Raw genomic sequence first — 24911 nt, 5'->3', positions numbered from 1 at the left:
CTGGTTCATGCCCCCACCATAGTTGAGGCGTCAACCATTGTCCACGGTGCCGGTGGCCACACCCCCGCTACGGCACGGGCGCCGACGCACCGAGGGGGGCGAGCAGGCCGGTCCAGAGCGCGTAGACGACGAACGCCGCGAGCACCAGGCGGTAGACCACGAACGGCATGTAGGAGTAGGTCGAGACGATCTTGAGGAACGCGATGATGACGACGAACCCGACGCCGAAGGCCGCCAGCGTGGCGATCGCGGTGGCGCCGGCACCAGGTGCCCCGGGGGTGGGATCGGCCTTGATCAGCTGGTAGAAGCCCGAGCCGAACACCGCGGGGATCGCGAGGAGGAACGAGTAGCGGGCCGCCGCCTCGCGGGTGTAGCCCAGCAGCAGCCCCATGGTGATGGTGCCGCCGGAGCGCGAGACGCCCGGGATGAGCGCGAGCGACTGCGCGAGGCCGAACAGCAGGCCGTCGCGCAGCGTGAGCTCGCCGAGCAGCTTGCGCTTGGCGCCCCACCGGTCGGCCGCCCCGAGCACGATCGCGAAGAGCGCGAGCATCGTGGCGGTGATGTACAGGTGGCGCAGCGAGGTCTCGATCGCGTCCTGGAACAGCAGCCCGAGAACGACGATCGGCACCGAGCCGAGGATGATGTACCAGCCCATCCGGGCGTCCGGGTCGGCCTTCGGCACAGTGCCCCGCCACGGCCCCACCGGCAGCGCACCGAACCACGCCCGGATGATCCGGGCGATGTCCTTGCGGAAGTAGATGAGCACCGCGGTCTCGGTCCCGAGCTGGGTGATCGCGGTGAACGCCGCCCCCGGGTCACCACCACCGGGCAGCAGCTCCCCGACGATCCGCAGGTGCGCGCTGGAAGAGATCGGCAGGAACTCCGTGAGTCCCTGCACCACTCCGAGAACAATTGCTTCCCACCAAGTCACGAGGCACCACCTTAGGCGTCCGCGCCACCGGTGGCGTACCGGAGCCGGCCGCCACGCCGGTACCGTGACCGCCATGGAACATCGCAGGGTCGGCCGCACCGGGCTCACCGTCTCCGCCGTCGGCCTGGGCACCATGACCTGGGGCCGGGACACCGACGAGCACGACGCCGAGGAGCAGCTCACCGCCTTCCTCGACGCCGGAGGCACCCTTGTCGACACCGCTGCCTCCTACGGCGACGGCGCCGCCGAGGAGCTGCTCGGCACGCTGCTGACCCGGACGGACCGCCGCGACGTCGTCCTGTGCTCCAAGTCCGGGATCCGCCGCGGCGTCCACGGCAGCCGGGTGGACGCCTCGCGCGCCAACCTGCTCGACACCCTCGACGCCACCCTCGCCCGGCTCGGCACCGACCGGCTGGACCTGTGGCTGGTCCAGGCGCCCGACCTCGCCGTCGCCCCCGACGAGACCCTCGACGCGCTGCGCCGTGCCGTGGCCTCGGGCCGGACCCGCTACGTCGGGCTCTCCAACCATCCCGCCTGGCTCACCGGCTACGCCGCGGCCGCGCTGGCCGACGACGGCACGGGGCTGGCCGCGGTCGAGGTGGAGTACTCGCTGCTCGAGCGGGGCATCGAGCGCGAGGTGCTGCCGGCCGCCGAGGCACTGGGCGCCGGCGCGCTCGCCTGGTCCCCGCTCGGGCGCGGGGTGCTCACCGGGAAGTACCGCCGCAACGTGCCGGCCGACTCCCGCGCCGCCTCGCCCCACCTGCGCGGCTTCGTCGAGCCCTACCTCAACGACCGGGCCGCCGGCATCGTGGAGTCGGTAGCGACGGCCGCCGGCGGCTTGGGACGTTCCCCCCTCGAGGTGGCCCTCGCCTGGGTACGGGACGCGCCGGGCGTCAGCTCGGCGATCGTCGGGGCCCGGACGCTCAACCAGCTTCGCGGAGCCCTCGCGGCCGGCGACCTCACGCTGCCCGACGCCATCCGGGACGCGCTCGACGACGTCACCGCGCCCGCCCTGGGCTATCCCGAGCGACGCTGATCGCCCTGTACCGGCTGCGCTGAGGCACCTCCCTCGGAGGACTCTCAGGTCTCGGCAGGCGAGATGCCACGCCGTGCGACTCTCACCGGACGGGCCGCACGAGCCGCCGGCGGGCCGCCTCGGCATCGTCGTCGTCATGACAACCACGACATCAGCAACCACCGACCCCACCCCGAGACTCGCCGACTTCTCGGTCGACGGGCGGTGGGAGGGCAGCCTCGCCACCCGCGTCACCACGCGCCAGTTCGAGTTCGTCGTCGCCGAGCCAGAGTCTCTCGGCGGTACCGACGCCGCACCCAACCCGATCGAGTACCTGCTGGGGTCGCTCGCCGGCTGCGTGAGCGTCGTCGTCGAGACCGTTGCTCAGCAGCTCGGCATCACCGTCACGGCCCTCGACGTCCGGCCCGCCGGCACCATCGATCTGCGCGGATTCCTGGGCACGGCGGACGTCTCACCGCACTTCCAGCGGCTGACGCTGGCACTGACGCTGCAGACCCCCACGCCGGAGGCCGACCTCGAGGAGCTCAAGCGGCTCGTCGCGCGCCGCTGCCCGCTGCTCAACCTCATCCGTGACGCCGGGGTCGACGTCGTCGAGGAGTGGCAGGTGCTGACGGCGGGCTGACCGGTGGCTCAGTCCTCGGCGCGGAGGTCGAAGTCCTCGATGTCGTCGTCATCGTCATCGTCGTCGTCATCATCGCCGTAGGACTCCAGCGGGACCTCGACGTGGAAGTTCGTGTACAGCGAGTCGTCGTAGGTGAAGAATGCGTCCTCGACGGCCCCGGCGGCGTCGTCCACCGCCGGCGCGTCCGGGTCCTGCAGGGTGCGGGCGATCTCGAAGTGCGCCTCGAGCGCGGCGATGAAGCGATCAAGCGCGGCGCGCGGGTCGGTAGCCATGGGGAGACCGTACCGCGCCTGGTAGGAATGACACATTCGGAAATTCTCACCGGAGGGAGCACCACCGCCCATGGTCTGGTCCATGCCTGATACGCGCCCGTCACGCACCGGGCGGCCGGCCCAGTACGAGTTCCGGGTGCTGACGATGTCCCCCACGACGAGCCGCTCCGAGGTGCGCCAGCTGCTCACCGAGGAGGCCGAGTACGGCCGCTGGGAGCTGGCCCGCACGCTCATCTACCAGGGCGGCACCCGCCGGGTGTGGCTGCGGCGCAAGATCATCCGCGCCCGCAGCACGCTCGGCTCAGGCGGTGCGTAGCAGCCGCTCGAGGACCCGGGTACCGAACTTCAGCGCGTCCACCGGGACCCGCTCGTCGACGCCGTGGAACATGCCGGCGAAGTCGAGGTCCGCAGGCAGCCGCAGCGGGGCGAAGCCGTAGCCGGTGATGCCGAGCCGCGACAGCGACTTGTTGTCGGTGCCGCCGGAGAGCATGTAGGGCAGCACGGTGGCGCCGGGGTCCTCGGCGTCGAGCGCGGCGATCATGTGGTCGACCAGGTCTCCCTCGAACGCGAACTCGAGGGCGATGTCCTCGTGGATCGGCTCGATCCGGACGCCGGGGCCGGCCAGATCGGTGATGGTGCGTCGCACCGACTCCTCCTGCCCGGGCAGGTAGCGGACGTCGATGGCGGCGCTCGCGGTGCCGGGGATGACGTTGGCCTTGTAGCCGGCGTCGAGCTGCGTGGGGTTGGCGCCGGCGCGCAGCGTCGCACCGACGAACTTCGACGCCGGGCCGAGCGCCCGGACGAGGGCGTCGACGCCGTCGGGGTCCTCGGGGTCGAACGGCAGGCCGGTGAGGTCGGCGACCCCGGTGAGCAGCCGGCGGACCGTGGGCGTCAGCTGGCGCGGCCACGAGTGGGCACCGATCCGGGCGACCGCGCCGGCGAGGCGGGTGACGGCGTTGTCGGTGTTCACCTGCGATCCGTGGCCGGCGGTGCCGTCGGCCACGAGCCGCAGCCAGGCCAGCCCCTTCTCGGCCGTCTGCAGCAGGTACACCCGGCGGCCGTCGATGTCCACGGAGTAGCCGCCGACCTCGCTGATCGCCTCGGTGGCCCCCTCGAACAGCTCGGGGTGGTTGTCGACCAGCCACCGGGCGCCGAGGTCGCCGCCGGCCTCCTCGTCGGCGAAGAACGCGACGACGAGGCTGCGGGCCGGGCGCCAGCCGGTGCGCCCCATGTCCCGCACGACGGCGAGGATCATCGCGACCATGTCCTTCATGTCGACCGCGCCGCGGCCCCAGATCATCCCGTCGCGGACCTCCGCGGCGAACGGGTCAACCTGCCAGTCCGCGGCCTGCGCGGGGACGACGTCGGTGTGACCGTGGACGACCAGCGCTGGGCGGCTCGGGTCGGTGCCCTCGATGCGCAGCACCACCGAGGTACGCCCAGGCGCGGACTCGAACAGCTGCGGCTGCCAGCCCACCTCGGTGAGCAGCTCCGCGACGTACTCCGCGGCCTGCCGCTCCCCCGGCCCGGAGCCGTCACCGAAGTTGGAGGTGTCCAGCTGGATGAGGCGCCGGCAGATCTCGACGACCTCGTGGGTCGGGGCAGGCGTGGCACGAGCGGCGGCGAGGTCGGTGACAGAGGCCATGCGCCGACCCTAACGGCTGGCACTCCCGCGCAGGTCCGGGCGCCTCAGCCACCGAGGCTGGCGACGTCCTTCCCCTCCTCCACCGCGTGGCTGCCCGCGCGGAACGGGACCGGCCGCACCGCGCGGTACACCGCGCCGGTACCGGTGACCTCCGTCTGCACGACGGTGAACCCGGTGGCGGCGCCGCCGTCGCGGAACAGCCGCTTGCCGGCGCCGAGGACGACCGGGAACTCGATGAGGCGGTACTCGTCGACGAGGCCGGCGTCGTGCAGCGTCTGGACCAGCTGCCAGGAGCCGTGGACCTGCAGCTCGTCGCCGGGCCGGTCCCTGAGGGCGCGGACAGCCGCCACGACGTCGTCGGTGATGACCGAGGCGGTGTGCTGCCACTGCGGATCGGTGAGCGTCGTCGAAACCACGTGCTTGGGCCGGGCGTTGAGGGTGGCGGCGACGGCGTCGCCCGGGTCGGTCACCTGTGGCCAGTACGCGGTCATCACGTCGTACGTCGTCCTGCCGAAGAGCAGCTCGCTCGTCCTCGCGAACCAGTCGTCGACGATGCGGCCGAAGGCGTCGTCGACGTAGGGGACGATCCAGCCGCCGCGGTCGAAGCCGCCGCTGGTGTCCTCGTCGGGACCGCCGGGCCCCTGCATGACGCCATCGAGGCTGACGAACTCGTGGACGGTGAGCTTCATGGCTGGCCCTTTCGCGGTGCGGATCTCTTACTCCTGATGACCGCGGGCGGGTGCGAAACTCATCGCGCCCGCCCGGCTGGCCATCTCGCACCATCGCGACGGCCGGTCGGCTACTCCCCCGTCAGTCCCCGCCGCTCGAGCAGCGGCTGCAGCTCGGCGTCGCGGCCGCGCAGCTCGCGGTAGAAGCTCAGCGGGTCCGCGCTGTGCCCGCGGGACAGCAGCGCGTCACGGAAGCGCTGCCCGGCCTCGCGGTTGAGCCCGCCGTCGCCGTCCTTCACCGCCTCGGTGCGGAACCACTCGACGGCGTCGGCGTCGAGCACCTCGCTCCAGATGTAGGAGTAGTAGCCGGCGTCGTAGCCGCCGCCGAAGGTGTGGTTGAAGTACGTCGACCGGTAGCGCGGCGGGACCAGCTCGACGTCGGCGCCCACCCGGGCGAGCGCGGCCGTCTCGAAGGCCTCGACGGCGGACGGGTCGGTCGGCAGGTCCTCCGCGCGGACCTGGTGCCAGGCCTGGTCGAGCAGCGCGGCGCCGAGGTACTCGGTGGTGGCGAAGCCCTCGCCGTACTGCGCGGAGCCGACGAGCGTCTCGCGCAGCTCGGCGGGCAGCACCTCGCCGGTGGCGTGGTGGCGGGCGTAGCGCTCGATGATCGCCGGGTGGGTCGCCCAGATCTCGTTGACCTGCGAGGGGAACTCGACGAAGTCCCGCGGCACGTTGGCGCCGGACAGCGACGGGTGGCGCACGTCGGAGAACAGCCCGTGGAGCGCGTGGCCGAACTCGTGGAACGCGGTGATGACTTCGTCCCAGGTGAGGAGGGTCGGCTCACCGGGGGCCGGCCGGGTGATGTTGAGATTGTTGACGACGACGGCGCGCCGCCCCAGCAGGTGGGACTGGTCGACGAGGTTGTGCATCCATGCCCCGCCGTGCTTGCCCTCGCGGGCGTAGAAGTCGCCGACGAACAGGCCGAGCGGCGCGCCGTCTGCCTCGGCGACCTCCCACACCCGCACCCCGTCGGTGTAGCCGACGAGGTCGGTGCGCTCGGTCAGCGTGATGCCGTAGAGCTCGCCCGCCGCGAAGAAGACGCCGTCGTGCAGCACCCGCTCGAGCTCGAGGTAGGGCCGCAGCACGGTGTCGTCGAGCTGGAACCGCTCCTGACGGACCCGCTCGGCGAGGAACGACCAGTCCCACGGGGCGACCGGCTCCTGCTGCCCGGCCTGCAGCTCGGCGGCCTCGGCCCGGGCGTTGGCGACGGCCGGCCCCACGAGCCGGCCGAGCATCGCGTTCACCGCGGCGGTGGTGGCGGCGGTGCCGTCCTCGGCGACGTAGGCGGCGTGGTGCTCGTAGCCGAGCAGCTGCGCACGCTCGGCGCGCAGCCGGGCGATCGCCAGCAGGGTGGCGCGGGTGTCGCTGGCGTCGTCGCCGCCGAGGCCGCGGGTGAGCGAGGCGGTGAGCAGCCGCTCTCGCAGCCCCCGGTCGGTCACCTGCGCGAGCAGCGCCTGCTGGCTGGGCAGCTGGAGGGTGATGAGGTGACCGTCGCGGCCGCGGTCGGCGGCGGCCTGGGCGAGGCCGGCGACGACGTCGGCTCCCAGCCCGGCGAGCTCGGACTCGTCGGTCACCGCCACCGCGCCGGCGTCGAGGCCCTTGACCACGCGCTGGGCGAACTCGGTCTCCAGCGTGGTGAGCTCGGTGTTCATCGCGCGCAGCCGGTCCTGCTGGGCATCATCGAGCTCGACCCCGGCGCGGACGAAGTCCTTGCGGTAGTTGTGCAGCAGCCAGGAGGTCTCGTCGCTGAGGCCGTCGGCGTCGATCGACTCGAGCCGCGCGAAGATGCGGCGGTCGAGGTAGAGGGCGTCGTGGTGGGCGGAGCGCAGTGGCGCGAGCTCGGCCTCGAGGTCGCGGAGCTCGTCGTCGGCGCAGGAGGAGGTGAGCGTGTCGAGCACCGCGGCGGCCCTCCCGAGCAGCTCCCCGGAGCGCTCGAGCGCCTCGAGGGTGTTGTCGACGGCGGGCGTGGCCGGGTCGGTCGCGATCGCCTCCCACTCGGCGCGCTGCGCGGCGAGGCCGGCGAGGACGGCCGGGCGCAGGTGCTCGCGCCGGATGGCGGCGAAGTCCGGCAGCTCGTAGGGCAGGGTCGACGGTGCGGCGAGGGGGTTGTCCGCCGGCAGGGTGGTGGGCTCGTTGGTCATGGCTCCATTGTCCACGGCCGAACCGCTGCGCGTCGGCTCGCCCCTCTCGCTCAGTTCGGCACCGCAGGCAGTGGCGAGCGTTGATCGAAAGGGGCGGGGCAGCCGTGGGGCGGGGCTACCGAGGGTCGCGCCCGTGGGCGGCGAGGATGCCGGCGATGTCGGGCGGGCGGTAGGCGGCGCCCTTGAGGACCTTGCCGTCCTCCCGGTACAACGGCCGGCCGCCGGCGTCGAGCTTGGACAGGTTCGCCCGGTGGATCTCGGCGATCACCTCCGGCAGCGGGATGCCGCACTCGTTGGCCATGCCGTAGATGACGTAGACGAGGTCTCCCAGGGCGTCCGCCGCCCCGACGACGTCGCGCGTGCCGTCGTCGGCGGCGACCGCCTCGGCGACGGCGGACTCGACGATCTCGCCCGCCCGCGCGCCGTAGACGGCGGTGACCAGCTCCGCGAGCTCCTCCCCGATGAGCGCCATCCGCAGCGCGACCCGGTCGCGGTCGACGCTCGGGCCGTCGTCGGCGACCGGGACCGAGAACACCTCGTGGAACTCGCGGACCAGGGCCCACGGGTCACGGCCGGGCGAGTCGGACAGCGCCCCGCCAGCCGCCCCCGGGCCGTCCCACGGCGCGGCCGGCTCGCGGGGGTCGCCGGGCAGCAGGGTGCCGATCCACTGGTCGACGGTCCGCCCCCGGCTCAGCCCGAGCCGGCGGACCGTGCCCTCCTTGCGGAAGCCGTGGCGCCACACCACCCGCCACGAGGCCCAGTTGCCGACGTCGGCGCGCCACTGCACCACCTCGAGGCCGAGCCGGTCGAAGCCGGCGTCGAGCACCAGGCCCACCGCGCGGTGCATGACGCCCGCCCCACGGGCGTCCGGCGCGAGCCAGTAGCCGACCTCCGCGCCGCCGTGCTCGGCGCCGTGGAGGTCGATCATGCCGACCAGCAGCGTCCCGCCGTCGTCGTCACGGCGGCGGACGGCCCACGTCGGGACGCCGCGATGCCAGCCCGCGACGACGGCGTCGTGGACGAACCGCTCCGCGTCCACGCGGGCGTAGGGCGAGGGGACCGTCGTCCACCGCTGGATGTCCGGGTCCTGGCACAGGTCGGTGATCCGGTCGATGTCCGCCGCCGTCGGGATGCTCAGCTCGAGGTCCCCGTCGCCCAGCACGAATGGCTCCATGGCGCGCGAGCGTAGCGCGGACGACGACGACGCTCGTCGCGGCACGCCCACCGAGCGGCACGCAGCACCGGCCTATGGTGGGGCGGTGACCTCGACGCTCGAACCGGTGCGTACCGCGCTGCGTGGCCTAGCTCATCGCGCGGCCCTCGGCCAGCTGCCGCCGGTCGCCACGATCCACCGGCTCGATCCCACGACCGTGGCCGGCTACCGGAGCGCCGCCGTCCTCCTGCTCTTCACCCCGTCGACGGTCCCGGGCGACCCGGGGGTCGACCTCTTCCTCGTGCAGCGCTCCCCGCTGCTGCGCCACCACCCCGGCCAGATCGCGCTGCCCGGCGGCCGCGTCGACCCGACGGACGCCGGCATCGAGGCCGCGGCGCTGCGCGAGACCCACGAGGAGATCGGCCTACCGCCGGAGCGGGTGGAGGTGCTCGGCCGGCTGCCGGAGATGGCGGTGCCGGTGAGCAGCTTCGTCGTCACACCGGTGCTCGGCTGGGCGTGGGACGCGGCCGGGCTCGAGGACGTCGACGCCGGCGAGGTGCTGCACACGCTGCGGCTGCCGGTGAGCTCGCTGCTCGACCCGGCATCGCGCGCGACGGTGACCATCCACGACCACGGCAGCGCGGGCTTCGCCGCCCAGGGCGGCTGGGTGTGGGGCTTCACCGGGAACCTCCTCGACCACACCTTCGACCTCCTCGGCTGGACCCTGCCGTGGGACCGCGAGCGCACCTACGAGATGTCGATGGCCGAGGCAGTCGGCGCGACGCTCCCGCCGGCGACCGCCGAGGGCTGACTGGCCCGGGCCGCGCCAGACGGGCACGCCGCGCTCAGCGCACGAACCTCGGCCCCGTACCCGGGTCGGCGCGTGCCGCGAGCGCGTCGGCGATCCTGTCGGCCGAGGACGGCGAGTGCGGCTGCGGCAGCGCGTCAGTGGCGAACCAGCCGACGTCGAGCGACTCGTCGTCGGCCACGCGGGCGGTCCCTGACACGTACTCACAGAGGAAGGTGAGCGACAGGTACTGGGCCTGGTCACCGTTGGGGTACGCCACGGGGCCACCGCTGAACACCGACGCTAGCGCGACGACGCGGGCCACCACCCCGGTCTCCTCGAGCACCTCGCGGACGGCGGCGGGCGCGGGCTGCTCCCCCGGGTCGAGGATCCCGCTGATGACCGACCACAGCCCGTTGTCGCTGCGCCGGCCGAGCAGCACCCGGTCACTCGGGTCGAGGACGACGGCGCTCACCCCGGACAGCCACAGCGGCGCGGTCCCGACGTGCGAGCGCAGCTCGGTGACGAACTCGGGGACCGGCATGAGACCGATCCTGCCAGGCCCTGGTCCGGGCGTCCGCCGCGCCCTAGCATCGAGGCGTTCCCGTCGTCCTGCTCGAGGAGCATCATGCGTCGCACCGTCCCCGCCTTGGCCGTCATGGTTCTTCTCCTCGCCGGCGCCGGGGGTGGCGCGCTTCCCGCCACGGCGGCGACCGACGAGCCCGGCGTCGAGCTCACGCTGCTGGCGACGTCGGACGTCCACGGCCGGGTGCTCGACTGGGACTACTTCGCCCAGACGCCCGGCGACATCCCCGAGGACACCCTGGGCCTGAGCCTGCTCGCGAGCACGATCGAGGAGGTCCGGGCCGCCGAGGGCGCCGAGTCCGTGGTGCTGCTCGACAATGGCGACGCCATCCAGGGCACGCCGCTGACCGAGCTCTACGGCTTGGCGGAGCCGGTGACGGAGTCCGGGGTGGAGCACCCGATGGCGACGGCGTTCAACTACCTGGGCTACGACGCCCAGGTGGTCGGGAACCACGAGTACGACTACGGGCTCGACCTCCTCGAGGCCTACTCCGAGGACCTGGTGGCACCCCTGCTCGGCGCCAACGTCATCGACCTAGCGACCGGCGAGCCGTACCACCAGCCCTACACCCTCATCGACCGCACCATCGACGGCGAGGAGGTGACGGTCGGGGTGCTGGGGCTGGTGACGCCGGCGCTGCAGACCTTCGCGGTCGACGAGCTCGCCGGTCGGCTGGAGCTGACCGACGTCGTCGCCGCCGCCCAGGAGTGGGTGCCGGCGGTCCGCGAGGCCGGGGCCGACGTCGTCGTCGTCCTCGCGCACTCCGGCGAGGGCACCGTGCCGAGCTCGTCGTACGACCCGGCCGACCGCAACGAGGACGTCGTCAGCAACCTGGCCACCCTCGTCCCGGGCATCGACGTCATCGTCCAGGGCCACACCCACCGGGACATGCCGTCACGGGTCTATGACGCGCCCGACGGCGGCCGGGTGATCGTCACGCAGCCCTACTACTGGGCGCGCGGCCTCAGCGAGGTCAGCCTCACGCTCCGGCCCGACGGCGAGGACTGGGCCGTGGACTGGTCGGCGGGGAACGAGCCGACCGCCCGCGCCCGGTACGCCCACGAGGCAGCCGGGGCCGATGCCGGTTTCGTCGCGGCGCTGTCCGCGGCGCACGAGGCGGCGATCGCCTACGTCGAGCGGATCTACGAGCCGGTGGCGCCGTCGACGGAGCTCATGCGCTCGCGCACGAGCCGGTACGAGGACACCGCGATCCTCGACTTCGTCAACCACGTCCAGACCGAGGCGGTGCGCGCCGCGATCGCCGGCACGGCCGCGGCCGACCTGCCGATCGTCTCCCAGGCGTCGCCGCTGACGCGCACCGCCGTCTTCCCCGAGGGGATGGTGACCACCGGGCACATTGCGGGCCTCTACATCTACGCCAACACCCTCGACGCCGTGGAGGTCACCGGGACTCAGCTGCGCGACTACCTCGAGAACGCCGCCCGGTACTTCGTCCAGGTAGCACCCGGGGCCGAGCTCGACCCGGCGACGGGCACCAACGCCGACGGGATCGGCGACTACAACTACGACGCGATCTCCGGCGTCGAGTACGTCATCGACATCAGCCGGCCGGCCGGCGAGCGGATCGTCCTGCTCCGCCATCGCGACGGCATCGACGTGGCCGACGACGACCGCTTCGTCCTCGCGCTCAACGACTTCCGCCGCACCGGCTCCGGCGGCTACCCCCACGTGGCGCAGGCGCCGGTGCTGCACACCGGCGACACCGACATCCGCGAGCTGCTCGTCGCCTGGGCCGCCGACCGCGGCGTCATCGACCCGGCGGACTTCTTCGTCGAGAACTGGCGCCTGGTGAGCACCCCGCTGGAGCTGCCGACGGACGCGCCGACCGACCTGCCGACCGAGGAGCCGACGTCGGACGCCGACCCGACGGAACCCAGCCCGACGGAGCCGGCCACGACGCCACCGCCGACCGCCGCACCGGCAGCGCCGTCGGGTGAGCTCCCGGCCACCGGGGCTGGCCTGGGCTCGAGCGTCGGCGCCGTGGCGCTGCTCCTCGTCCTGGGGCTCGCGGCCCTGGGAGCGCGCCGCCGAGCGCTCTGAGCCCGCGCCCACGAACCGTGGCGGCCCACCTCTTCCCGGCGCGGCCACACCCTCCTACGCTGGGCACCGAGCCCACCGTCCGGGCGGGACAGTCGACGACGAGGAGCAGTGCCATGGCACACGGCGACATCACCCACATCGACATCCCGGTCAGCGACACGACGCGGGCGAGCTCCTTCTACGGCGCCCTGTTCGGCTGGGACATCCAGGAGATTCCGGGCTTCGAGGGCTACCCGATGTGGCAGGCACCGAACAAGATCAGCGGCGGTGGGCTGGCGCCGCGTGGCGACGGCTTCGAGGCCCCGCGCAGCTACGTCGAGGTCGACTCGATCGACGAGACCCTCGGGCGGGTGGAGGAGCAGGGCGGCCGGACCCTCATCCCCAGGTCGCAGATCGACGCCACGAGCTGGTGGGCAGTGTTCGAGGACCCGGACGGCAACGCCATCGGCCTCTTCGAGGGCCAGACCGGCGGCGGCACCGATGCCCCCGACGACGAGGTACCCGCCGGCCTAGCCTGACCCCCTCCCCACGTTGCGCCGAGATACCCGATCTGGGCGGAACGAGGGCTCCAACGGGCTGTTTTTCGCCGAGATCGGGTATCTCGGCAAGAGTGCGGGGGGTGGCTAGGTCAGGCCGGCGTCGTGGGCGAGCAGCGCGACCTGGGTGCGGTTGCCGAGGTCGAGGGTGGTGAGCACCTGCGAGACGTGGGCCTTGACGGTCGCCACCGAGACGTAGAGCTCGGCGGCGATCTGTGCGTTCGTCAGGCCCCGGCCGACGGCCGCGACGATCTCGCGCTCCCGGTCGCTGAGCCGGGCCAGCCGCGCACGGGCGGCGTCCGCGGTGCCGGCGTGGTCGACGGCGTGCTCGACGAGCCGGCGCAGGACCGACGGTGAGAGCGTCGGCTCCCCTGCCGCCGCACGGCGCACCGCCTCGGCGATCCGCGGCGGCGGGGTGTCCTTGAGGAGGTAGCCACCGGCACCGGCGCGCAGCGCCCCGAGGATCTCCTCGTCGGTGTCGAAGGTGGTGAGCACGAGCACCTGCGGCGCACCGGGCCGGGCGCGCAGCCGCGCGGTGGCGGTGACGCCGTCGACCCGCGGCATCCGCAGGTCCATGAGTACGACGTCGACCGGGTGCTGGTCGAGCATCCCCGGCACCTCGCCGCCGTCGGCCGCCTCGGCCACGACCGAGATCCCGTCGGCGCCGTCGAGCATCATCACCAGCGCCGACCGGACGAGGGCGTCGTCATCGACGACGGCGACACGGACCGGCTCGCTCATGGCTGCCATGGTAGCCAGGCGGCCAGCCGGAACTCCGCGCCGTCGGACCGGTGCGAGAGGCGGCCGCCGACGATCCGCACCCGCTCCGCCAGACCGATCAGCCCGGTCCCCGAGCCGGGCAAGACGTCGGCCGGCCCAGCGGCGCGCGGGTTGGTCACGGTGACCTCGACGCCGCTGCCCGGCGCGCCCGCGATCCTCACGCGGACCGGGCTCCCGGGTGCATGCTTTCGCGCGTTGGTCAGCCCCTCCTGCACCACCCGGTAGACGGTGCGGCCGACGATCCCGGTCGGTGCGCCGTCGAGCGCGACGACCAGCTCGACGGCGGTGCCGGCGGCGCGGCTCTCCCCGACGAGGTCGGCGAGCCGGTCGATCCCGGGCGCCGGCGGCGGGACACCGCCGTCACCCGGATCCTCGCGCAGCACCTCGACGACGTCGCGCAGCTCCTCGAGGGCCTGGTGGACGCCGGATCGGACCACCCCGGCAGCCCGCGTGACATCCTGCGGCGCGGCGTCGGGCCGGTACTCCAGCGCCCCGGCGTAGGTGGCGAGCAGCGAGAGCCGGTGCGCGAGGACGTCGTGCATCTCGCGGGCGATCCGGGCGCGTTCTGCCGCGAGCGCCTCGGCGACGACGAGATCACGGTCCGCCTCGGCGCGCCGGGCACGCTCGGCCAGCGCCAGCAGCACCTCGGTCCGCGACTGCGACAGCGCACCCCACGCGAGCAGCGCCGCGTGCGCGACGAGCACGAGCACGACCCACCAGCCGAAGGAGAGCCCCGGCTGCGGGCGCCACAGCCCACGGACGACGTGCCCGGCGGCGCCCAGGACGGCGACCGCGACGGCGGTCGGGAACCGGACGGTCCGGGCGACGACGAGGGTGCCCGCCGTCGCCGCCGGCGTCGCGGTCGGTGCAACGGCGGCGAGGAGGGCGAGCGGGACCGCGGCCGTCACCGGCTGGCGGAACAGCAGCGGGACGAGGGCGACCGCCACGACCGCGACGACGACGTCGACGGCGACCGGCGCGGCGTCCGGCGAGGCGGAGCTGAGCTGACCGACGAGGGCCAGGGCGCTCAGCACCGCCATCGCGCCGGTGGTGCCGATGATCGCCCACACCGTGGGACGCCAGCGGGCGGCAGGTGGTCGGTTCGGGAGCAGGACTGGCATGGCACCGAGGGTAGAGAGCGGGCCGCGGCGCCGGTACCGACCAAAGTAGGTGGCGGCGGTCCGGACGGCTCGCAGCCGTGGCCGACCGGCCGATGCCCCAGGCACCCGGGAGGCACGACGGTAGTGACGTCCGAACCGCAGAAGGAGGAGAGATGACTACCTCACACACCACAACCACCGCCCGCCGCGGCACCGTCGGAGCGGCTGACCACCGGGCGCTGCGCGTCGTCGGGGCCATCGCCGCGGGTCTTGTCGTCTGGGTGCTCGCCGTGCCCGTGCTGGGCGTCGAGCTGACCGCCCGGAGCGGCACGAGCGTCCTGCTCGTGGGGCCGGCGGCGGTCGCGTTCGCCGGCCTGCTCGCCGGGCTCGCCGGCTGGGCCTCGCTGGCACTGCTCGAGCGGCTGACCAAGCACGTCCGTGGCGTGTGGACCACCCTCGCCGGCACCGTGCTCGTGCTCTCGCTCGTCGGGCCGTTCGGCCAGGCCACCGGAACCGCTGCGGCCGTCAGCCTCGCCGCGATGCACGTGGCGGTGGGCATCACGGTGATCGTGTCGCTCGGCTCGACCGCCCGCCCTCGCCGCGGGTGAGCCGCACCCGTGCCGCCGGTGAGCAACCCACTGCGCCCCCGCTCGGTCCACCCGGGCGGGGGCGCGGCCGTCTGCCCGGGATGCGGGCCGCACGCACCTGCCGAACCATGGGGACATGGACATCAACACGCAGGATATGACGGACATCCCCGAGCAGAGCCAGCGCTGGCCCGGCCGGACCGACGAGCTCGATCCACGGCCGGACCATGGCGAGGAGAGCTACATCGGCCGCGGCCGCCTCGAGGGCAAGCGTGCGCTCGTCACCGGTGGTGACTCCGGCATCGGCCGGGCCACCGCGATCGCCTTCGCCAAGGAGGGCGCCGACGTCGCGATCGCTTACCTGCCCGAGGAGGAGGACGACGCCCAGGAGACCCGCAAGCACGTCGAGGCCGCCGGCCGCACCTGCGTGCTCGTCCCGACCGACCAGCGCACCGAGGAGGCCAACATCGAGCTGGCCCGCACGGCGGTCGAGGGTCTCGGCGGGATCGACGTGCTGGTCAACAACTCCGGGTTCCAGATGGCGCAGGAGTCGCTGGCCGACATCAGCGCCGACCAGCTCCGGCAGACCTTCGAGACCAACGTCTTCGCGCTGATGTGGCTGACCAAGGCGCTGCTCGACGACCTCGGCGAGGGCGCCAGCGTCATCAACTGCTCCTCGATCCAGGCCTTCCAGCCCTCGGAGACGCTGATCGACTACGCCGCGACCAAGGCGGCGATCAACAACCTCACCGTCAACCTCGCCGCTGAGCTCGGCCCGCGCGGGATCCGCGTCAACGCGGTGGCCCCCGGCCCGATCTGGACGCCGCTGCAGCCGGCGACCAAGCCGGCGGAGTCGATGCCGAGCTTCGGCGCCGACACCCCGCTCGGCCGCGCCGGCCAACCGATCGAGGTCGCGCCCGCGTTCGTGTTCCTCGCGACCGACGACGCCAGCTACGTCTCCGGCACCGTGGTGGGAGTGACCGGCGGCAAGCCGGTCTTCTGACCGGACCGCACCACCGAGGCCTCGCCGACCGCAGGGACGAGCGCCGCGAGCAGTGCGAAGACCCTGAGCAGCGCTCGTTCCGATGGCGGCGGCGTAGCCATCGACGCGCCGATGGCTACGAGGTACGGAATCATGGCCGCCGTTGACGCGTCGTCGGCGTCGTCGATCACCCGCTCCCACAGCGTCGTCAGCGCCGCGAGTCGCGCCGTGTCGACTCGCGCAAGGGTCTCGTGAGCCTCGGGGTCGTGGAGCGCCCAGGCCCGGACGGCTGCCTCGCGTCGGCGATCGAAGGGGTGTCGAGCCGGGATCGTCACGATGACCGCCTCAGGCGTGAGCGACTCCTCAGCGGACATCGCCTGCTCGAGCGCGATGCCCGCGTCGGACTCGAAGCGCGCGAGAAGCTGCCCACGGTAGTCCGCGACGCCCTCGAAGTGGTGATGGAACGACCCTTTCGTCAGGCCGAGTCGCGCGGCGATCCCGTCGACCGTGACGCCGGCCACGCCGCTCTCGGTGAGCGCAGTCATTCCTTCATCGATCCATCGATCCTTTGCTGCCATGACCACACCATACCGCATGGTACGGTGAGGGGATGGCGCTCCTCCCTGACCCGATCTGGCCCGTCGTCGTGCTGGCCGTGATCTGCGTCGTCGACGGCGTGCTCTGCCTCAAACCGGTGCAGTTCATCGCCGACTGCTTCGACGACGTAGGCCTGCCGCACCGATACTGGCGGTGGATGCCACCGATCAAGTTCGCGGCCGCCGCGGGACTCATCGCCGGAATCTGGATACCAGGCATCGGGCTCGCCGCGTCCGCCTGCCTGGTGCTCTACTTCGTGCTCGCCATCTCGGCGCACGTGCGCGCCCGCGACTTCGGTCGCAACCTCTTCCTCAACGCGACGTTGATGTTCCTCATCTGCCTGGCAACGCTCATGTTCTGCTTCGGGCTCTGAACAGCGGAGCCGGAAGGGAGGGCGCGCGTCGCTACTCCTCGCGAGCGACGACGCTTGCGACGTCTCGGGTACGGTCGTGGGCGTCACCGGCGACACGCCGGTCTTCGGAACGGAGCGGCCATGGCGCGCGTGAGGGCGAACGCGTGGCTGCTCGGCGTCGTCGTCCTCCTGGGCGCGTGCGACAGCGGCGACGAGCCCGAAGCGACCACGACGCCGGCGGCGGCCACCACGCCCGCGCCGTCACCCACGGCGATGCAACCGACGTCCGAGCCCACCGACGAGCACACCGAGGCCCAGGAGCCGGAGGTGCTGTTCACCGGGCTCGACGTGCCGTGGGGCCTGGGCTTCCTGCCCGACGGCGCGGCCCTGGTCACCGAGCGGGACACCGCGCGGGTGCTGCGACTGGTGCCCGGCGAGGAGCCGCACGCGCTCGGCACGGTCCCCGGCGTCGCCGCGGAGAACGAGTCCGGCCTGCTGGGCATCGCAGTCTCCCCCGACGTCGCGGAGAACGGCCACGTCTTCGTCTACCTGACGACGGCGTCGGACAACCGGGTGCTGCGGATGGTGCTCGACGGCGACGGCGACGAGCTGCGTGCCGACGTCGTCGTCCTCGACGGCATCCCGCGCGAGACCTACCACTCCGGCGGCCGGATCGAGTTCGGGCCGGACTGCTACCTCTACGTCGCGACCGGTGACGCCGCGGTGCCGTCGGTGTCGCAGGACCCAGACTCGCTCGGCGGCAAGATCCTGCGGGTGGACGAGGACGGCGCGCCGGCCCCGGGCAACCCGACCGAGGGCTCACCGGTGTGGTCGGCGGGCCACCGCAACGTCCAGGGCCTCGGCTGGGCGGCCGACGGGCGGATGTTCGCCTCGGAGTTCGGGCAGGACACCTGGGACGAGCTCAACCTCATCGAGGCGGGGGCGAACTACGGCTGGCCGCAGGTCGAGGGGGTCGCAGACGCCGGCGGGTTCGTCGACCCGCTCGTGCAGTGGCGCCCGGCCGAGGCCTCCCCCAGCGGGCTCGCGGTCAGCGAGGAGGCCGTCTACGTCGCGGCGCTGCGCGGGGAGTCGCTGTGGCGGGTGCCGCTGGCGGCCGACGGCGTCGGCGAGCCGCAGCGGCTGCTCGAGACCGACTACGGGCGGCTGCGGGCGGTGGAGGTCGCCCCGGACGGCCGGCTGTGGCTGCTGACCAGCAACACCTTCCGCGGCGATCCCGCCCCAGACGACGACCGGATCATCGCCGTCGACGAAGCCTGGCTCGACGCGACCAGCACAACGGAGGACGCAGATGACTGACCCGACCGACCACCGGACGATGCGCGAACGGATGCTCGCGGGCGACCTCTACATCGCCGACGACGACGAGCTCGCCGAGCTCAGCCTCACCGCGCTCGACGTCGCGACGATCACCATCGGCGACGACGTCCAGATCGGCCCGAACGTCCAGCTGCTCACCCCCACCCACCCGGTGGAGCCCGGCCCGCGGCGCGAGAAGTGGGAGGCAGCCGAGCCGATCACCATCGGGGACAACGTGTGGCTGGGCGGCGGGGTCATCGTCTGCCCCGGCGTGAGCATCGGGGAGAACACGGTCGTCGGCGCGGGCGCCGTCGTCGTCAAGGACCTGCCGGCGAACGTCGTCGCCGTGGGCAACCCGGCGCGGGTGATCCGGACGCTCGAGGAGTAGCTACTCCGCCGATGGCCAGGTCGCGTCGGCGGGCTGCCGCACCCGTGGGGCCAGCGCGGTGATGACGACGGCGGCACCGACGAGGGCAGCACCGAGTGGCGTGAGCGCGTAGGAGGCCGTCGACACCAGCCGAAGGACGACGTCGGTGGCCGGGCTCCCGACGGTGCCGGCGAGCCAGGTGTGGATCTCCAGCCCGAACGCCACGAGGAGCGCCCCAACGAGGAGCAGCACGATCCCCCAGATCAGCGGTCTCATGGCGGTGGGATGCACGGCTGCTCCTTGGTTCGTCGTCGAGTGTCCATCAGCCACGGTACCGACCAGCCGAGGCCCGCGCGGCGAAAGCGGCGGGGACGACGAAGCCCCGGACAGTCGAGGACTGTCCGGGGCCGTGTCAGATCATCAGGCGTTCGCGGGCCGACGGCCGCGCGAGCGGCGGTTGCGACCGCCGCCGGTGCCGCCGGGTGCGCCGGCCGAGGAGCCGTTGCGACCACCGGTGCCGCCGGCCGACTGGCGTCCGCCGGTGCCCTGCGAGGCGCCACGGCCGTTGCCGCCGCGACCGCCGCCACCGCCGTTGCCACGACCACGGTTGCGGCCACCGCCGCCACCCTGCGGTGCCACCTGCACCGGCGCGGGCGTCACGTACGGTGCCACGTCGCCGATGAGCGGCGTCAGCACGGCGTCGCCGGGGCGGATCCGCACCGGGGCGGCGCTGATCTTGGCCCGGCGGGCGAGGACCTTCATGTCTGCCGCCTGCTCGGGCAGCACGAGGGTGACGACGTCACCGGCCGAGCCGGCGCGGGCGGTGCGGCCGGAGCGGTGCAGGTACGCCTTGTGCTCGGCGGGCGGGTCGACGTGGACGACGAGCTCGACGTCGTCGACGTGGATGCCGCGCGCCGCGATGTCGGTGGCGACCATGACGCGTGCCTCGCCGCTGTGGAAGGCGGCGAGGTTGCGCTCCCGAGCCGGCTGGCTGAGGTTGCCGTGCAGGTCGACGGCGGGGATCCCGGAGGCGGTCAGCTGCCGGGCGAGCTTGCGCGCCTGGTGCTTAGTACGCATGAACAGCAGCCGCTTGGCAGTGCCGGACGCGAGCTCGTTGACGATGTCCTTCTTGTCGTCGGCGCCGTTGAGCATGAAGACGTGGTGGGTCATCGCGGCGACCGGCGACTCTGCACTGTCGACCGAGTGGCTCAGCGGGTTGTGCAAGTAGCGCTTGACGAGGATGTCGACGCCGTTGTCCAGCGTCGCGGAGAACAGCAGCCGCTGGCCGGTGGCCGGGGTGCGGTCCATGATCCGCTTGACGCCGGGCAGGAAGCCGAGGTCGGCCATGTGGTCGGCCTCGTCGAGCACGGTGACCTCGACGTCGTCGAGGGACAGGACACGCTGGTTGAGCAGGTCCTCGAGGCGGCCGGGGCAGGCGACGACGATGTCGACGCCGGCGGACAGCGCACGCTCCTGGCGCGCCTGGTTGACGCCACCGAAGATGACGGTGCTCACCAGGCCCATGCTCTGGGCCATCGGAGCGAGAACGGACTCGACCTGGTTGGCGAGCTCACGGGTCGGCACGAGCACGAGCCCGCGGGGCCGGGAGGCGCGACGGCGACCACCGGCGAGGCGGGCGACCATCGGCAGCGAGAACGCGAGCGTCTTGCCGGAGCCGGTGCGGCCGCGGCCGAGGACGTCGCGGCCCTCGAGGGTGTCCGTGAGCGTCGCGGACTGGATGGGGAAGGCCTCGGTCTTGCCGTCCGCCTCGAGTGCGGCAAGGACGGGGGCAGGCAGATTGAAGCTAGCGAAAGAAGTCAAGGGAGCCTTTCAGGCATCTGGTGAATCGGAGCTCGCCGCTGCAGGGCTGGCAACACGTGTGTTGCCCACATAGCTCGACGACTGGACGGCGCGGAAAGTCACGCGGTCACCAGCCCAGTATGCCTGATCAGCGACATCTGTGCCGAACCCGTCGGGGGAGATGCGTCACCGTGTGTCGCGCGCGGCCTGTGCATGCCCTACCGCGCCCGGCACCCCGCCCGGACACCGTCGAGCCCCTCGTTGAGCAGGTCCTCGTCGACGCGCTGGAGGCCTGCCATCACGTCGAGACCGGCGTCCATGAAGGCCTCCTCGGCACCGCTGTAGTGGGCGGCGACAGCGAGGCCGGCGAGCGCCTGCAGCTGCCAGAGCAGCGGCCCGTCGATCTCGATGTCGTCAGCGGTGACCGGTACCGGGATCTGCTCGACGTAGTCGCAGGTGGTGGCGAGGTCGACGTTGCCCCCGCCCGAGCTCCCGAACAGCGGGTCGTGGAGCAGTAGCCCGGCGCCGATACCGACGACGAGTGCGAGCGCCGCCACCACTACCGGTATCCCTCGACCACCAGACCGGCGCCGTTCGGGCGACCGCTGCCCCGTCCCGGGCGGGGAGCCCGCAGGCCGGGCTCCCTGCGGCACAGCAGCGACGCCGTCGGGCGCGTTGTGGTCAGGGGGCGGGAACCGCGGCGTCGAGGTCATCGCGGCACACTCTCCCACGACGTGCACCGACGACGCCGTGGCCGCCCACCGCTGCGGCCCCTACGCCCGGGGCAGCCGGTCCACGATCTCCCCCAGCGGGGCACGCGGCCCGGTGTAGAACGGCACCTCGTCGCGCACGTGGCGGCGCGCCTCGGTGGCGCGCAGCTCGCGCATGAGGTCGACGATCCGGCCGAGGTCGCCCGCCTCGAAGCCGAGCAGCCACTCGTAGTCGCCCAGCGCGAAGGCGGCGACGGTGTTGGCCAGCACGTCGGGGTAGTCACGTGCCGCGAGGCCGTGGTCGCGCAGCATCGTGCTGCGCTCGGCGTCGGGCAGCAGGTACCACTCGTAGCTGCGGACGAACGGGTAGACGCACAGGTAGTCCCCCGGCTCGGTGCCCATGAGGAACGCCGGTACGTGGGACCGGTTGAACTCCGCCGGCCGGTGGATGCCCACCTGTGACCACACCGGGGTGAGGTGCGCGCCCAGCGCGCTGCCGAGGAGCAGGTGGTAGGCCGCCTGGAGCGTCTCGACGCTCGGCGCCCACCACCACACCATGAGGTCCGCGTCGGCGCGGAAGCCCGAGACGTCGTACCAGCCGCGCACCGTCAGGCCGTCGAGCCCCTCGAGCCGGCGGAGCACGTCGTCGACCAGCGCGGCGCGGTCGGCGTCGTCGGCCGGCAGGTGCGCCGAGGCCTGGAACACGCTGTACATGAGGTAGGCGGACTGGGTGTTGATCGAGTCGGTGTCGACGTCGTGCATCGGTGGCTCCTGGGTCGGTGTCGGCTGGTGATGCGGCGTGGACAAGTCTGCTGTCGCGGACAAGTCTGCTGTCGGGGCGGGGCTAGTCGGCGCGGCCGGCGACGACCGGGATGCCGGTGACCTCGCCGTGGCGCATCCGGTGGCTGCCGGGCGGGGCGTCGTCGGGGAACGCGCCGAGCTCGCCGCGTACCCGGACCTCCGGCTCCTCGCCACGTTCGCGGGCGGCCCGCTCGAGGACGAGGTCCACGAGGCCGGCGACGAACGGCTCGGCGATCCCCGCGGTGGCCGCGCGGGCGACGTCAAGGCCGAGCTCGCGGGCGGTGCCGGCGGCCTCGGTGTCGAGGTCCCACACCACCTCCATGTGGTCGGAGATGAACCCGATCGGGGCGATGACCACCTTGGTCACGCCGACCTCGGCGAGCTCGTCGAGGTGGTGGTTGATGTCCGGCTCCAGCCACGGGGTGTGCGGCGAGCCGGAGCGGGAGCAGTACGACAAGGTCGACGTCACGGCCGCGCCGCCGGCGCGGAGACCGGCGTCGAGGACCGCGCGCACGTCTTCGTGCTGCTCGCGGTACCCGGGCCCGGTGGCCGCCGAGGCGTCCTGCATCGTCGTCGGGATGGAGTGGGTGACGTAGGCGATGTGCGCGCCGTCGAGGCCGCCGGGCAGACCCTGGGCCGCGGCGCGGATCGCGTCGAGGTTGGCGGTGAGGAAGCCGGGGTCGTTGAAGAACGGCCGGACCACGTCCAGCTCCAGCTCGTCCCCGGCCTGGCCGAGCTCGGCCAGGCTGGCGGCGAGGTGCTCGCGGTACTGCCGGCTGCCGGAGTACGAGGCGTACGCGCTGGTGACCAGCACGAGGATCCGCCGGGCACCGAACGCGTGGGCGTCGCGCAGCGTGTCGGTCGTGTACGGGTGCCAGTTCCGGTTGCCCCACACCACCGGTAGGCGGGCGCCGCGACGGGCGAGCTCGGCCTCGAGTGCGTCGCGCAGCGCGATGTTCTGCTCGTTGATCGGACTCTTGCCGCCGAACGCGAAGTAGTGCTCCCCCACCGCCTCGAGCCGTTCCTCCGGCACGCCCTTGCCGCGCACGACGTTCCGGAGGAACGGCACGACGTCCTCGGTGGCGTTCGGGCCTCCGAACGAGCAGAGCAGCAGGGCGTCGTAGGGCATGGCGGCGTCGTTCATCAAGGGGTGCGGTCCTGTCGGCTGAGCGGCTGGCGGGTACCGTCACCGTAACATCGGATGAACTAGTTGATCTGATGAACTTCCCGGTGGCGAGCCTGGACCGCGAGCCCGGGCAGGCGGCGGGTTCGGACGGTGGCCGGCCCCTCAGGCCGCGTACCGCACGTCGACCATCCACCGCTCGAGGGGGCTGTCGTCCTCCGGACCGGCACGTTCGTGCCGGTGCTCGGGGAGCGCGGGGGCCGCGGAACGGTACTCGTGGCCCGTCGGCGTCCGCGTCGTCACCAGCCGTGGCCCGTCCTCCGGACCGGCACGCTCACGCCACCCGGGTGCCTGCTTGGCGTAGTTGCATGCCTCGCAGAGCCCCTTGAGGTTGTGGGCCGAGGTGGGTCCGCCGTCGGCGGCGGGGACAACGTGGTCGTGGTGCCGGATGGGGGCGTCGCACCACGGTGTGGCGCAGGTCTGGTCCCGGATGTCGATGAAGCGGGCCAGCCCGGGCGGCACGGTGCGCCGCCGTGACTCCATGGCCACGAGCTGGCCGCTCGCCGGCGCGGTGAAGAGCCGCCGCGACCAGAGCCGGGTCGGGTTGTCCCCGGTAGCAAGGTCGGCGAGCAGCCGCCGCGCCCAGCCGGCGGGCACCGTGCCGTAGCCGGCGACGGTGGCGGGATCGTCGGCGCCGTCGAGCAGTGCACGGTCGGTCATCACGACCTGGACCTCGACCGCGACGCCCTCGGCGCGAGCCTGCCCCGTCACCCGCTCGACAAGGGTGTCGGCCATGATCTGCCCGCGGCTGCGGGCATCGCCCGCAGACCTGCCCGCATCAGCCGCCTGCTTCAGCGCCGCGAGGACGCTCACGCCCTGGGCCACCGGCAGCAGCCCGGTCAGGTAGCTCATCGTGTCGGGTGCCGGGCGGAGCGTCACCCGCCGGTCCCCCTCCGCACGCCGTGCCCGTCGCACGACCGAGAGCGCGTCGAGCCGGTAGGCGATCGCCTTGGCTCGGGCCACGAGCTGCCGGTCTCCGACGCCATCCAGCGCCGCCGCGTCGGTGGCGATCTCGGCGTCGAACGCACGGCGGTCGTCGCGCGACAAGCACGCCGACTCGCGGACCAGCAGCGCGGCTCGCCACTCGTTGATCAGACCTCGCCGGAGCGCGGCGTAGGTATGGGGCATCTCCCCCACCAACGCCTGTGCCATCCCCAGCAGGTAGCCACCCCTCGCCGGCGACTCCCGCCGCGCGAGCGCCACCTGAGCGGCGATCCCGCGCCCCGACGCGCCGGCGGAACGCCCGCAGCCGCCTGCTCCACGCGCTGGGACCCCGCGAAGTCCGTGGCGATCGCCGCCTGCGCGGCGCAAGCCGCCGCCTTGACCTCCTCCAGCGCCCGGAGCCGGTCGATCCGCTCCGCGTCCGTGAGGTCGGGGGCGGTCTGCGCGACGGCTGCCCGCCACCGCTCGAGGTCCGCCACGGAGGGCGCCTGGGGCGGGCGCCCGGCATCATCGCCGGCCGCCGCCTGGGCCTCGTCGCGCCGTCCCTCGTCCATGTCACCGACGCTACAAGTGACCTCCGACATCGCTCCGCGGACCGCCCGCCCGCCGGTGCTCGGATGACGCCACAGTGGTCCGTGCGGACCGGTGCGTTCGCTGGGGACGTTCGCCGGGCAGCTGTCAGCCACCGCTGTGTCCGATATCGGCTTGAAGTCGTCCGGCGCCGCGGGTTCCTCGGGAACACCCTCGGGCTGGACGCCGGTGCCACGTCAGGAGTCGAACCAGCGTCGGCAGTCCTGACGTTCAGGCGCCTTGACAGCACTCGACCAAAGCCGCCTCGCAGAGGCGTGCAGGTCGGACAAGATGATGCGCTCGTCGCTCGGCTGCGGCCTGCTCG

The 24911-nt window shown here is 73.1% G+C and carries 26 protein-coding genes and 1 pseudogene; 11 read left to right on the top strand and 16 right to left on the bottom strand.

The annotated features are described in order from the left end of the window. Positions 1 to 67: 67 nt before the first annotated feature. The gene (locus tag V2J52_RS00660) at positions 68 to 931 is read right to left on the bottom strand and encodes an undecaprenyl-diphosphate phosphatase (protein WP_331225738.1); all 864 of its coding nucleotides are present in this window, start codon (positions 929 to 931) and stop codon (positions 68 to 70) included. Positions 932 to 1004: 73 nt separating this feature from the next. Between V2J52_RS00660 and V2J52_RS00655 the strand changes: the two genes are divergently transcribed. Both V2J52_RS00655 and V2J52_RS00650 read left to right on the top strand, forming a co-directional pair. After that, positions 1005 to 1967: an aldo/keto reductase gene (locus V2J52_RS00655; protein WP_331225737.1), complete on the top strand. Its 963-nt coding sequence runs from the start codon at positions 1005 to 1007 to the stop codon at positions 1965 to 1967. Between the two features lie 73 nt (positions 1968 to 2040). Continuing rightward, positions 2041 to 2589, top strand: a complete 549-nt coding sequence (locus V2J52_RS00650; protein ID WP_331225736.1) for an OsmC family protein — start codon at positions 2041 to 2043, stop codon at positions 2587 to 2589. 8 nt (positions 2590 to 2597) lie between these two features. Here the strand turns inward: V2J52_RS00650 and V2J52_RS00645 are convergent, their stop codons facing one another. Further along, positions 2598 to 2861 (bottom strand): DNA primase, encoded by a 264-nt coding sequence (locus V2J52_RS00645; RefSeq protein WP_331225735.1) that lies wholly within the window; start codon positions 2859 to 2861, stop codon positions 2598 to 2600. A gap of 82 nt (positions 2862 to 2943) precedes the next feature. Here V2J52_RS00645 and V2J52_RS00640 point away from each other — a divergent pair, with 82 nt between their 5' ends. Then, complete coding sequence (locus V2J52_RS00640; protein WP_331225734.1) at positions 2944 to 3177, top strand: DUF5703 family protein; 234 nt, start codon at positions 2944 to 2946, stop codon at positions 3175 to 3177. Here the strand turns inward: V2J52_RS00640 and V2J52_RS00635 are convergent. From V2J52_RS00635 to V2J52_RS00620, 4 genes are all read right to left on the bottom strand, one after another. Continuing rightward, positions 3163 to 4506, bottom strand: coding sequence for a M20/M25/M40 family metallo-hydrolase (locus V2J52_RS00635; RefSeq protein WP_331225733.1), 1344 nt, complete (start codon positions 4504 to 4506; stop codon positions 3163 to 3165). The two genes, V2J52_RS00640 and V2J52_RS00635, sit on opposite strands and share 15 nt — an antisense overlap. 44 nt (positions 4507 to 4550) lie before the next feature. After that, positions 4551 to 5195 carry a dihydrofolate reductase family protein gene (locus V2J52_RS00630; protein ID WP_331225732.1) on the bottom strand — a complete coding sequence of 215 codons (645 nt, stop codon included), beginning with the start codon at positions 5193 to 5195 and terminating at the stop codon, positions 4551 to 4553. A gap of 110 nt (positions 5196 to 5305) precedes the next feature. Beyond that, complete coding sequence (locus V2J52_RS00625) at positions 5306 to 7375, bottom strand: M3 family metallopeptidase (RefSeq protein WP_331225731.1); 2070 nt, start codon at positions 7373 to 7375, stop codon at positions 5306 to 5308. Positions 7376 to 7490: 115 nt separating this feature from the next. Further along, positions 7491 to 8549 carry a bifunctional GNAT family N-acetyltransferase/nucleoside triphosphate pyrophosphohydrolase family protein gene (locus tag V2J52_RS00620; protein ID WP_331225730.1) on the bottom strand — a complete coding sequence of 353 codons (1059 nt, stop codon included), beginning with the start codon at positions 8547 to 8549 and terminating at the stop codon, positions 7491 to 7493. On the opposite strand from V2J52_RS00620, the gene V2J52_RS00615 reads away from it, so the two are divergent. Beyond that, on the top strand, positions 8548 to 9339 hold the full coding sequence (locus V2J52_RS00615) for an NUDIX hydrolase (protein ID WP_331225729.1): 792 nt from the start codon (positions 8548 to 8550) through the stop codon (positions 9337 to 9339). The genes V2J52_RS00620 and V2J52_RS00615 overlap by 2 nt on opposite strands. Before the next feature lie 34 nt (positions 9340 to 9373). Here the strand turns inward: V2J52_RS00615 and V2J52_RS00610 are convergent, their stop codons facing one another. Continuing rightward, positions 9374 to 9859 carry an NUDIX hydrolase gene (locus tag V2J52_RS00610; RefSeq protein WP_331225728.1) on the bottom strand — a complete coding sequence of 162 codons (486 nt, stop codon included), beginning with the start codon at positions 9857 to 9859 and terminating at the stop codon, positions 9374 to 9376. An 84-nt stretch (positions 9860 to 9943) separates the two neighbouring features. Between V2J52_RS00610 and V2J52_RS00605 the strand changes: the two genes are divergently transcribed. Next, on the top strand, positions 9944 to 11962 hold the full coding sequence (locus tag V2J52_RS00605) for a bifunctional metallophosphatase/5'-nucleotidase (RefSeq protein WP_331225727.1): 2019 nt from the start codon (positions 9944 to 9946) through the stop codon (positions 11960 to 11962). Positions 11963 to 12075: 113 nt separating this feature from the next. Continuing rightward, positions 12076 to 12480, top strand: a complete 405-nt coding sequence (locus V2J52_RS00600) for a VOC family protein (protein ID WP_331225726.1) — start codon at positions 12076 to 12078, stop codon at positions 12478 to 12480. 105 nt (positions 12481 to 12585) lie between these two features. On the opposite strand, the gene V2J52_RS00595 is transcribed toward V2J52_RS00600, so the two are convergent. Both V2J52_RS00595 and V2J52_RS00590 read right to left on the bottom strand, forming a co-directional pair. Next, on the bottom strand, positions 12586 to 13248 hold the full coding sequence (locus V2J52_RS00595; protein WP_491062093.1) for a response regulator transcription factor: 663 nt from the start codon (positions 13246 to 13248) through the stop codon (positions 12586 to 12588). Further along, the gene (locus V2J52_RS00590) at positions 13236 to 14399 is read right to left on the bottom strand and encodes a sensor histidine kinase (RefSeq protein ID WP_331225724.1); all 1164 of its coding nucleotides are present in this window, start codon (positions 14397 to 14399) and stop codon (positions 13236 to 13238) included. The genes V2J52_RS00595 and V2J52_RS00590 overlap by 13 nt, the downstream gene beginning before the upstream one ends. A gap of 152 nt (positions 14400 to 14551) precedes the next feature. On the opposite strand from V2J52_RS00590, the gene V2J52_RS00585 reads away from it, so the two are divergent. Both V2J52_RS00585 and V2J52_RS00580 read left to right on the top strand, forming a co-directional pair. Then, complete coding sequence (locus tag V2J52_RS00585; RefSeq protein ID WP_331225723.1) at positions 14552 to 14986, top strand: DUF6069 family protein; 435 nt, start codon at positions 14552 to 14554, stop codon at positions 14984 to 14986. 115 nt (positions 14987 to 15101) lie between these two features. After that, entirely contained in the window at positions 15102 to 15968 is an 867-nt protein-coding gene (locus V2J52_RS00580; RefSeq protein WP_331225722.1) for an SDR family oxidoreductase, read from the top strand. On the opposite strand, the gene V2J52_RS00575 is transcribed toward V2J52_RS00580, so the two are convergent. Continuing rightward, entirely contained in the window at positions 15917 to 16525 is a 609-nt protein-coding gene (locus V2J52_RS00575; RefSeq protein WP_331225721.1) for a TetR/AcrR family transcriptional regulator, read from the bottom strand. The two genes, V2J52_RS00580 and V2J52_RS00575, sit on opposite strands and share 52 nt — an antisense overlap. Positions 16526 to 16557: 32 nt before the next feature. Between V2J52_RS00575 and V2J52_RS00570 the strand changes: the two genes are divergently transcribed. The 3 genes from V2J52_RS00570 to V2J52_RS00560 all read left to right on the top strand — a co-directional run bounded on the left by V2J52_RS00570 (position 16558) and on the right by V2J52_RS00560 (position 18601). Then, positions 16558 to 16917 (top strand): DoxX family protein, encoded by a 360-nt coding sequence (locus V2J52_RS00570; RefSeq protein WP_331225720.1) that lies wholly within the window; start codon positions 16558 to 16560, stop codon positions 16915 to 16917. A gap of 120 nt (positions 16918 to 17037) precedes the next feature. Next, complete coding sequence (locus tag V2J52_RS00565; protein WP_331225719.1) at positions 17038 to 18213, top strand: PQQ-dependent sugar dehydrogenase; 1176 nt, start codon at positions 17038 to 17040, stop codon at positions 18211 to 18213. Then, positions 18206 to 18601 (top strand): DapH/DapD/GlmU-related protein, encoded by a 396-nt coding sequence (locus V2J52_RS00560; RefSeq protein WP_331225718.1) that lies wholly within the window; start codon positions 18206 to 18208, stop codon positions 18599 to 18601. Before V2J52_RS00565 ends, V2J52_RS00560 begins: the two co-directional genes overlap by 8 nt. Here V2J52_RS00560 and V2J52_RS00555 read toward each other — a convergent pair whose 3' ends face one another. The 6 genes and pseudogenes from V2J52_RS00555 to V2J52_RS00530 form a co-directional block, all read right to left on the bottom strand. Then, on the bottom strand, positions 18602 to 18856 hold the full coding sequence (locus V2J52_RS00555) for a hypothetical protein (RefSeq protein WP_331225717.1): 255 nt from the start codon (positions 18854 to 18856) through the stop codon (positions 18602 to 18604). It abuts the gene before it with no gap. Positions 18857 to 19000: 144 nt separating this feature from the next. Next, positions 19001 to 20401 carry a DEAD/DEAH box helicase gene (locus tag V2J52_RS00550; RefSeq protein WP_331225716.1) on the bottom strand — a complete coding sequence of 467 codons (1401 nt, stop codon included), beginning with the start codon at positions 20399 to 20401 and terminating at the stop codon, positions 19001 to 19003. Between the two features lie 197 nt (positions 20402 to 20598). Continuing rightward, positions 20599 to 20937: a hypothetical protein gene (locus V2J52_RS00545; protein WP_331225715.1), complete on the bottom strand. Its 339-nt coding sequence runs from the start codon at positions 20935 to 20937 to the stop codon at positions 20599 to 20601. A 216-nt stretch (positions 20938 to 21153) separates the two neighbouring features. After that, positions 21154 to 21852 (bottom strand): hydrogen peroxide-dependent heme synthase, encoded by a 699-nt coding sequence (gene hemQ, locus V2J52_RS00540; RefSeq protein ID WP_331225714.1) that lies wholly within the window; start codon positions 21850 to 21852, stop codon positions 21154 to 21156. An 82-nt stretch (positions 21853 to 21934) separates the two neighbouring features. After that, positions 21935 to 23035, bottom strand: a complete 1101-nt coding sequence (locus tag V2J52_RS00535; protein WP_331225713.1) for a ferrochelatase — start codon at positions 23033 to 23035, stop codon at positions 21935 to 21937. 144 nt (positions 23036 to 23179) lie between these two features. Continuing rightward, positions 23180 to 24495 (bottom strand): annotated as a pseudogene (locus tag V2J52_RS00530) (HNH endonuclease). Positions 24496 to 24911: the final 416 nt, after the last annotated feature.

The organism is Georgenia sunbinii (assembly GCF_036421875.1).
Lineage (GTDB): Bacteria > Actinomycetota > Actinomycetes > Actinomycetales > Actinomycetaceae > Georgenia_B > Georgenia_B sunbinii.
This window is presented reverse-complemented; position numbering and strand designations above follow the sequence as displayed.

Excerpts from the sequence above, each read along its gene's own strand:
- V2J52_RS00625 (WP_331225731.1), bottom strand. The coding sequence starts at position 7,375 with ATGACCAACGAGCCCACCACCCTGCCGGCGGACAACCCCCTCGCCGCA.
- V2J52_RS00580 (WP_331225722.1), top strand. The coding sequence starts at position 15,102 with ATGGACATCAACACGCAGGATATGACGGACATCCCCGAGCAGAGCCAG.
- V2J52_RS00615 (WP_331225729.1), top strand. The coding sequence starts at position 8,548 with ATGGCGCGCGAGCGTAGCGCGGACGACGACGACGCTCGTCGCGGCACG.
- V2J52_RS00555 (WP_331225717.1), bottom strand. The coding sequence starts at position 18,856 with ATGAGACCGCTGATCTGGGGGATCGTGCTGCTCCTCGTTGGGGCGCTC.
- V2J52_RS00620 (WP_331225730.1), bottom strand. The coding sequence starts at position 8,549 with ATGGAGCCATTCGTGCTGGGCGACGGGGACCTCGAGCTGAGCATCCCG.
- hemQ (WP_331225714.1), bottom strand. The coding sequence starts at position 21,852 with ATGCACGACGTCGACACCGACTCGATCAACACCCAGTCCGCCTACCTC.
- V2J52_RS00605 (WP_331225727.1), top strand. The coding sequence starts at position 9,944 with ATGCGTCGCACCGTCCCCGCCTTGGCCGTCATGGTTCTTCTCCTCGCC.
- V2J52_RS00600 (WP_331225726.1), top strand. The coding sequence starts at position 12,076 with ATGGCACACGGCGACATCACCCACATCGACATCCCGGTCAGCGACACG.
- V2J52_RS00595 (WP_491062093.1), bottom strand. The coding sequence starts at position 13,248 with ATGGCAGCCATGAGCGAGCCGGTCCGTGTCGCCGTCGTCGATGACGAC.
- V2J52_RS00575 (WP_331225721.1), bottom strand. The coding sequence starts at position 16,525 with ATGGCAGCAAAGGATCGATGGATCGATGAAGGAATGACTGCGCTCACC.
- V2J52_RS00535 (WP_331225713.1), bottom strand. The coding sequence starts at position 23,035 with ATGAACGACGCCGCCATGCCCTACGACGCCCTGCTGCTCTGCTCGTTC.
- V2J52_RS00645 (WP_331225735.1), bottom strand. The coding sequence starts at position 2,861 with ATGGCTACCGACCCGCGCGCCGCGCTTGATCGCTTCATCGCCGCGCTC.
- V2J52_RS00565 (WP_331225719.1), top strand. The coding sequence starts at position 17,038 with ATGGCGCGCGTGAGGGCGAACGCGTGGCTGCTCGGCGTCGTCGTCCTC.
- V2J52_RS00655 (WP_331225737.1), top strand. The coding sequence starts at position 1,005 with ATGGAACATCGCAGGGTCGGCCGCACCGGGCTCACCGTCTCCGCCGTC.
- V2J52_RS00610 (WP_331225728.1), bottom strand. The coding sequence starts at position 9,859 with ATGCCGGTCCCCGAGTTCGTCACCGAGCTGCGCTCGCACGTCGGGACC.
- V2J52_RS00560 (WP_331225718.1), top strand. The coding sequence starts at position 18,206 with ATGACTGACCCGACCGACCACCGGACGATGCGCGAACGGATGCTCGCG.
- V2J52_RS00585 (WP_331225723.1), top strand. The coding sequence starts at position 14,552 with ATGACTACCTCACACACCACAACCACCGCCCGCCGCGGCACCGTCGGA.
- V2J52_RS00630 (WP_331225732.1), bottom strand. The coding sequence starts at position 5,195 with ATGAAGCTCACCGTCCACGAGTTCGTCAGCCTCGATGGCGTCATGCAG.
- V2J52_RS00635 (WP_331225733.1), bottom strand. The coding sequence starts at position 4,506 with ATGGCCTCTGTCACCGACCTCGCCGCCGCTCGTGCCACGCCTGCCCCG.
- V2J52_RS00640 (WP_331225734.1), top strand. The coding sequence starts at position 2,944 with ATGCCTGATACGCGCCCGTCACGCACCGGGCGGCCGGCCCAGTACGAG.
- V2J52_RS00570 (WP_331225720.1), top strand. The coding sequence starts at position 16,558 with ATGGCGCTCCTCCCTGACCCGATCTGGCCCGTCGTCGTGCTGGCCGTG.
- V2J52_RS00590 (WP_331225724.1), bottom strand. The coding sequence starts at position 14,399 with ATGCCAGTCCTGCTCCCGAACCGACCACCTGCCGCCCGCTGGCGTCCC.